At 32.6% G+C, this 7,200-nt stretch carries 8 protein-coding genes; 2 read left to right on the forward strand and 6 right to left on the reverse strand.

From position 1 onward, the window contains the following. Nucleotides 1-44: 44 nt before the first annotated feature. Both B5E75_RS13685 and B5E75_RS13690 read left to right on the forward strand, forming a co-directional pair. On the forward strand, nt 45-992 hold the full coding sequence (locus B5E75_RS13685) for an Rpn family recombination-promoting nuclease/putative transposase (RefSeq protein ID WP_087360379.1): 948 nt from the start codon (nt 45-47) through the stop codon (nt 990-992). A gap of 31 nt (nt 993-1,023) precedes the next feature. Then, complete coding sequence (locus tag B5E75_RS13690; RefSeq protein WP_162607711.1) at nt 1,024-1,257, forward strand: DUF4351 domain-containing protein; 234 nt, start codon at nt 1,024-1,026, stop codon at nt 1,255-1,257. A 29-nt stretch (nt 1,258-1,286) separates the two neighbouring features. Here the strand turns inward: B5E75_RS13690 and B5E75_RS13695 are convergent, their stop codons facing one another. The 6 genes from B5E75_RS13695 to B5E75_RS13720 form a co-directional block, all read right to left on the reverse strand. Continuing rightward, nucleotides 1,287-2,906: a CTP synthase gene (locus B5E75_RS13695; protein WP_087360385.1), complete on the reverse strand. Its 1,620-nt coding sequence runs from the start codon at nt 2,904-2,906 to the stop codon at nt 1,287-1,289. A gap of 104 nt (nt 2,907-3,010) precedes the next feature. Further along, complete coding sequence (locus B5E75_RS13700; protein WP_087360388.1) at nt 3,011-3,484, reverse strand: GNAT family N-acetyltransferase; 474 nt, start codon at nt 3,482-3,484, stop codon at nt 3,011-3,013. Between the two features lie 14 nt (nt 3,485-3,498). Next, nucleotides 3,499-4,227 carry a MurR/RpiR family transcriptional regulator gene (locus B5E75_RS13705; protein WP_087360391.1) on the reverse strand — a complete coding sequence of 243 codons (729 nt, stop codon included), beginning with the start codon at nt 4,225-4,227 and terminating at the stop codon, nt 3,499-3,501. 54 nt (nt 4,228-4,281) lie between these two features. Then, complete coding sequence (locus B5E75_RS13710) at nt 4,282-4,920, reverse strand: RDD family protein (protein ID WP_087360394.1); 639 nt, start codon at nt 4,918-4,920, stop codon at nt 4,282-4,284. A 21-nt stretch (nt 4,921-4,941) separates the two neighbouring features. Continuing rightward, complete coding sequence (locus tag B5E75_RS13715) at nt 4,942-5,817, reverse strand: ROK family protein (protein WP_087360397.1); 876 nt, start codon at nt 5,815-5,817, stop codon at nt 4,942-4,944. Then, nucleotides 5,817-7,200: 6-phospho-beta-glucosidase (locus tag B5E75_RS13720; protein WP_087360400.1), on the reverse strand; the 1,384-nt coding region annotated here is incomplete at its 5' end. The genes B5E75_RS13720 and B5E75_RS13715, both read right to left, overlap by 1 nt.

Here is a 7,200-nt window from a genome sequence, read left to right on the forward strand (position 1 = left end):
AAATCCGTTTTTTCTGTATATATGAATAATAGGAGGTATTATTCATGTCTAAGAAAAATTATATGCTCAGAAAGATTTTTGATATTCGCATCAGATCCCTATTCAAAAACTGTCATGTCACTGCTGATTTTATCAATGGTATCCTTTTCTATGAAAACGCTGTGATCCATTATGACGACATCTCCCTGTCCGATTCCAATCTCGATTCCCACCTTCCTAATCAAAACATCACCAGAGAACGTGAACGTGACAACATCTATCTTGTCAACATTGATGGCACAGAATGTCTGATTGGCATAGAACATCAATCCCAGATTGATCATGGCATGTTCCAAAGAACAAGAGAATATGATGAGATGAACTACCTTCAGCAGTTCAATCTCTATCGCTCCACTCATCAGATGATTAAGGGTGTCATGACATTTGTTGTCTACTATGGACAGAAGAAGTGGAAAGCTCCCAGAACATACGAGGACATGATGAACCCTATGCCTCCTGCCTTAAAGGATTATATGAATGCTGCATCCTATCCGCTCATTGAAATGAGAAATCTCGACCCAAAGAGATTTCACAGTCAGGAGCTTAAGGAGCTAATCATAGGATTAAGGTATTTATACAATCATCAATATGATGAAGATCATGATATCACAATCAGCCACGACATTGCAGTCACAATCGCAGCACTGACAAAGAACACACAGATTTATGAAAAGGTAAAGGAGGAAAAAATTGATATGTGTCAAGCTATCAGAGATTATGGAAAAGAGAACCTAAACAAAGGGAAATCTATTGGAAGAACTGAAGGTATTAACATTGGGAGAAATGAAGGCATCATCCAAACTTTAATCAAACTACTCAAATCAAAGTTAGGACATCTTTCAAAAGACACCCTTGCAACAATTCAGTCATGCACTCAAGAACAACTTGATTCACTAACAGTACATATATTTGATATTCATAATGAAGAAGATATTCTACATTATTTACAATGAAGTTAATTTAAATATCAAGGAGAAAATTGATATGTGTCAAGCTATCAGAGATTATGGAAAAGAGAACCTAAACAAAGGGAAATCTATTGGAAGAAATGAAGGCATCATCCAAACTTTAATTAGACAACTCAAATCAAAGTTAGGATATCTTTCAAAAGACACCCTTACAACAATTCAATCATGTACTCAAGAACAACTTGATTCACTGACAGTACATATATTTGATATTGACAGCGAAAAAGATATTCTACATTATTTACAATGAAGTTCATAAACGTAGATAAAAAGAACATTCTATTTTTGAATGTTCTTTTTATCATATTTTTGATGGTAAGCTGCTGTAATCAAGCCTTGAAATAAAGGTTCACTACGATTTGGTCTTGAAGAAAATTCCGGATGGAATTGACATGCCACAAAATAAGGATGATCTTTTAATTCAATAATTTCTACAAGATTCCTTTCTGGATTCTTTCCTGAAACAACTAATCCATGTTGTTCAAGAATATCTTTATATTTATTATTAAATTCATAACGATGTCTATGTCTTTGTTGAATCAATTCTTTCCCATATAAATCATAAACACGACTACCCTTTAATAATTCACAATCATAATTTCCTAATCTTTGTGTACCACCCATATCATCTAATGTTTGATCACTCATCAAATGAATTAACGGTGTTTCACACATATCATCAAATTCGATAGAATTAACATCTGGTAAATGACATACATTTCTTGCAAATTCAATAGATGCCAACTGCATTCCTAAACAGATACCTAAAAACGGAATTTTTTCTTCTCTAGCATAACGAATAGCCTTAATCATACCTTCAATGCCACGTTGTCCAAAACCACCCGGCACTAAAATGCCATCCGCTCCTGCTAATATATCTGCTACATTATCATCATTAATTTCTTCAGCATTAATCCAATCAATATGAACAATACTATTTTCATAATATCCTGCATGACGCAAGGCTTCATTAACCGATAAATAAGCATCAGGTAATTGCACATATTTTCCAACCATCTTAATAGTCAATTCCTTGTTTAATCCTTTGACACGTTCAATAAGCTGTTGCCATTCTGTCATATCAGCTTTTGGAGCTGTCATTCTTAAATGATCTAATACCAAATCATCCATATGCTGTTCTAATAACATCATTGGTAATTCATATAAAACATCTACATCATAATTAGAAATAACTGCTTCTACAGGAACATTACAGAATAAAGAAATTTTTTCTTTTAATTCCTGATCAATATGTTTTTCACTACGACAAACAATAATATCTGGTTGTATTCCATAGCCTCTTAATTCTTTAACACTATGTTGTGTTGGTTTTGTTTTCACTTCATGACTAGCACCAATATATGGAAGCAATGTTGTATGTATATAAAGAGTATTTTTATATCCGATATCTAAACGGACTTGTCTAATGGCTTCAATAAAAGGTAAACTTTCAATATCTCCAACTGTCCCGCCAATTTCAGTAATCACAATATCAGCCTGACTACTTTTAGCCGCTGCATAGATTTTAGCCTTAATCTCATTGGTAATATGGGGTACAACCTGTACAGTTGCTCCTAAATAATCTCCACGACGTTCTTTAGAAATGACATCGCTATAAATTCTTCCTGTTGTAATAGATGAACTACGATTCAATTCTTCATCAATAAAACGTTCATAATGTCCTAAATCCAAGTCTGTTTCGGCACCATCTGTCGTCACAAAAACTTCACCGTGTTGAAATGGCGACATTGTTCCCGGATCCACATTAATATAAGGATCAAGCTTTTGCATAAAGACTTTTAATCCTCTTTGTTTAAGCAATCTCCCTAAAGATGCAGCTGTCAATCCTTTTCCTAATCCCGAAACAACTCCACCTGTCACAAATATAAATTTAGCCATTTTCACTATCTCCTTTCTCAAATAAAAATGCACTCCAGCGGAAAGCCCGAGTGCCCTTTATTATTCTAGCAAAAATTATTTATCAAAGCAATTATTTTTTCTTATTATTGTAATAATCTTTCAAAATCAACATCAGTCAATCGATATACTGTCCACTCATCCATTGGCTTTGCTCCTAAAGATAGATAGAAATCAATACTTGATTGATTCCAATCCAGACACCACCATTCCATTCTTCCACAGCCTCTTTCTTTAGCAATCCTTACAAGTTCCTTAATCGTTGCTTTTCCATATCCATGACCTCTATATTCTGGTTTAATATACAAATCTTCCAAATATAAACCCGCTCTGCCTAAGAAAGTTGAAAAATTATGAAAAAACAAAGCAAACCCAATTCTATGATGATCCTTCACAACAAAAATCACTTCAGCTTTCTTATAATCAAATAACCATTGTTCCAATAATGCTTCATTTGCAATCACTTCATGTTCTAACTTCTCATAACGTGCCAACTCTTTAATAAACTGCAAAATAACAGGTACATCTTTTCTTTTGGCATTTTCAAATTCAATATCCATCATATACTCCTTTTTTAAATAATCCCATATTCTTCTAATGTATCAGCTAAACTTTCTAAAATATAAATTACTGGAACCTGTGTTGCTGAACTATAAAAATCCTCATTTCTTGAACTTGGTACATAATAACAGATAGCTAAATCTGCCATTTTTGCTCCTGAAGACGAAGCACTGTTGGTTACAATAATCACTTGTACTCCACATCTTTTTAACAACATGATTCTTTGAATCATTTCATCCGTTTCACCAGATACACTTAAAACGATTGCACAGTCATGATGATTATACATCCCATGTACACGCATACTAAAATCATCACACACAACACTTCTTTTCCCTTTACGATTAAACAAATACGCTCCTGCTTTAGCTATAGCTCCTGAAATACCTACACCCCAAAACATCACCTCTTTGGATTGAGCGATTATTTGTGTTGCTTGATGAATACTTTGATTAAATTCATCATTATCAACTTTTTGAAAATAATCCAAAATATAATTTAATTTGTTCTCTTTATGATGTAAGTGATTTTTATTTTCCATTTTAATAGCTGTTTTCCATTCCACAAAACCATCATAACCTATCTTTTGAGCAGTACGTGTAATCATCGAAGGAGAAACATGAATGACTTCAGCTATATCTTTTAATTTCAGCTTAACAACTTCATCACGATGTGCTTCTACATAATGATAAATAGACATTTCTAAATCATTTAAAGTATTTAATTTTTCTATTGTTACCATCAAAACACCTCCTCAAGAAAAAAACTGAACACTTAAGTTCAGTTTAAATAAATTTTATGAAAGTTTCAATTTCTTTTTACGAATTTTTTTATTCTTCTTTACTTCATAAGTATATTGAGGTGATTTAATATCAACAACTAAAGTTTTTGCGACAATATCATGCAAAGATTTCTTAGATTTGAATACAAAAACACAAATCACTGAAATCAAACTAATAACAACACCAATATAAGCATATAATGAAGCAAAATTAAACCCTGTTATGACATTAATCATCTGATGCAACATATTGCTTGCAGTATAAATACTTCCTTCAACAAGTAAAATCATGACACCTTGTCTAAGCAGAATTTGTTTCATTGTGATATCATCATAATGATCATCAACTATTTTTAATCCTAATATTTTTTTACCTAATGTTTGCCCCTTTGTATATAATGGAATCCCAATATAATATAACAAGCTTACAGAAAATGACAAGCCTCCTGCAATCAGTTGATAAGGTTGTTCAAAGATGGTAATCACTTGTGGTATATATGAAGCATCCTCATGTAATGACATATAAAGTAAAATAAGGGGAATAGATGCCAGCAATCCTCCAACATACCAGTCAATAGCGTAAGCTATAAATCTTTTGATATAACTTGTCTGATTCTTGGATTCATTTTTCAATTCATTAAAATAGTTTTTCATCTCACATCTATTCCTTTCCTTTTATTTTTGATTTAAAAATTGATATAAAGCTCCTACAAGATTCGCATCATTACGATAATAACATGGTTCAATAACCGGTTTTACATAATAATCATTATTCTCAAATATTTCATCATTAACCTGTTGAATATATTCAAAGAGAAGTGGTTGGGCACTAATACCTCCACCTATGACAAATTTTTCTGGATCTAAAACACATTGTAAACTATAAATTCTTTTGACAAGGATTGTCACAAAATCCTTGATTGCTTTTTGTACTTCAAGATGACCTTGATTTGCCATTTCAAAGATTTCAATACCAGTATATTCCTGTTGGGTACTTAGACGCTTTTGCACACATTTTAATAATCCTAAAATACCATTTGTTGCCCACCAGAAATCTTCCCCATCTATACCATGAGAAAAAATCATTGAAAACTCACCACCAAAGAAGTGTTTTCCATATTGTACTTCACCTTGATGAATAACACACCCACCAACGGCTGTTCCTAAAACAATGACAACACCATCTTCAACATCTTGAAGATTCCCAAATCCAAGTTCAGCTGCTCCAGCACATTTAGCATCATTACCAATAGTTATAGGGCATGGACAACGTTGCTGTAATTTTTCTTTCATAGGAATATCTCGAATATAAGATAATGCCCCTCCAGTAAAACAATAACCCTTTTGAGGATCAATAATTCCCGGCATAGAAAGAGCAATCCCTTCAATACCACCTTTATAATCATCATAAAGCTGACCTATCGTTTCAATAAAATGTTCCAATGTGTCCTGAGGTGTAGGTGTTGATCCTCGTTCATATATTTGAGCTTGTTCATCCATTAAAGCATATTTAATAGAACTTCCACCCACATCTAAAACAAGATATTTCACTATAGCTTATCTCCTTGACTGGCAATGACTTGTTTATACCATTCAAAAGAATCTTTTTTATAACGTTTTAAAGTTCCAGAACCATCATTGTTTTTATCTACATAAATAAAACCATAACGCTTTTTCATCTCACCTGTAGAAAAGCTTACACAATCTATACAACCCCAAACAGTATAACCTAAAACATCAACACCATCTATTTCAATAGCTTTTTTCATTTGTTCAATATGTTCTTTTAAATAATTAATACGATATTGATCATGAACTTGATTATTATCTTCTAAAACATCAATAGCTCCAAAACCATTTTCAACAATGAAGGTAGGAAGTTGATAACGGTCATAAAGCCAGTTTAAAGTATATCGTAGTCCTTTGGCATCAATTGGCCATCCCCATTTTGTCTTTGAAATATATGGATTATCACATAAATCAGTTGCTTCATTATAATCTAAATATTCATTACCATCACCTTTTGTAGTAAAAGACATGTAATAACTAAAACCAATATAATCTACACAACCATCTTTTAAAGTAGCTATGTCTTCTTCTGTGATATCAAGATGATAACCTTTACGTTTAAAGAACGATTGCATATAAGCTGGAATCTTTCCACGTGCATGAACATCAAGATACCAGAAACGTTTATGATTCGCTCCAACAGCCTTTAACATATCATCCGGACTACAAGAATAAGGATAAATAGGTGTCATTGCCATCATACAACCAACCATAAAATCCGGATTAATATCATGAGCAATTTTCACTGCCTTCGCACTGGCAATCAATTCATATAGACTGGCCTGATAAACAATTTCTTCTTTATCTTCGCCTTCTTGAAAGAGAATTCCAGAATTTGTTAATACAGAAATATCAGATTGATAATTGGCTTGATTATTAATTTCATTAAATGTCATCCAATATTTCACTTTATCTTTATATCTTTCAAAACAAACTCTTGCAAATCTTTCAAAGAAAGTGATTAACTGTCGATTTCTCCATCCGCCATATTTTGTAACTAAACCATAAGGCATTTCAAAATGTGATAATGTAATTACAGGTTGAATATCATTTTTAAGTAATTCATCAAACAAATCATCATAGAATTTCAATCCTGCTTCATTAGGCTGTTCTTCATCACCTTGAGGAAAAATTCTTGCCCACGAAATAGAAGTTCTAAAACATTTAAATCCCATTTCTTTAAACAATGCAATGTCTTCTTTATAACGATGATAAAAATCAATGGCTTCATGATTTGGATAAAATTCATTTTCATCAATGACAGGTGTAATCTTTCTTGGACTGGCATGGCTACCTACAGTCATAATATCTGATACATTGATACCTTTGCCACCATCACGCCATCCACCTTCAACTTGATGGGCG

Source organism: Massiliimicrobium timonense (assembly GCF_002160865.1).
Taxonomy (GTDB): Bacteria; Bacillota_I; Bacilli_A; order Erysipelotrichales; family Coprobacillaceae; genus Allocoprobacillus.

What these genes read in the sequence shown, in the direction of transcription:
- B5E75_RS13685 (WP_087360379.1), top strand. Translation starts at nt 45, where the DNA reads ATGTCTAAGAAAAATTATATGCTCAGAAAGATTTTTGATATTCGCATC.
- B5E75_RS13690 (WP_162607711.1), top strand. Translation starts at nt 1,024, where the DNA reads ATGTGTCAAGCTATCAGAGATTATGGAAAAGAGAACCTAAACAAAGGG.
- B5E75_RS13695 (WP_087360385.1), bottom strand. Translation starts at nt 2,906, where the DNA reads ATGGCTAAATTTATATTTGTGACAGGTGGAGTTGTTTCGGGATTAGGA.
- B5E75_RS13700 (WP_087360388.1), bottom strand. Translation starts at nt 3,484, where the DNA reads ATGGATATTGAATTTGAAAATGCCAAAAGAAAAGATGTACCTGTTATT.
- B5E75_RS13705 (WP_087360391.1), bottom strand. Translation starts at nt 4,227, where the DNA reads ATGGTAACAATAGAAAAATTAAATACTTTAAATGATTTAGAAATGTCT.
- B5E75_RS13710 (WP_087360394.1), bottom strand. Translation starts at nt 4,920, where the DNA reads ATGAAAAACTATTTTAATGAATTGAAAAATGAATCCAAGAATCAGACA.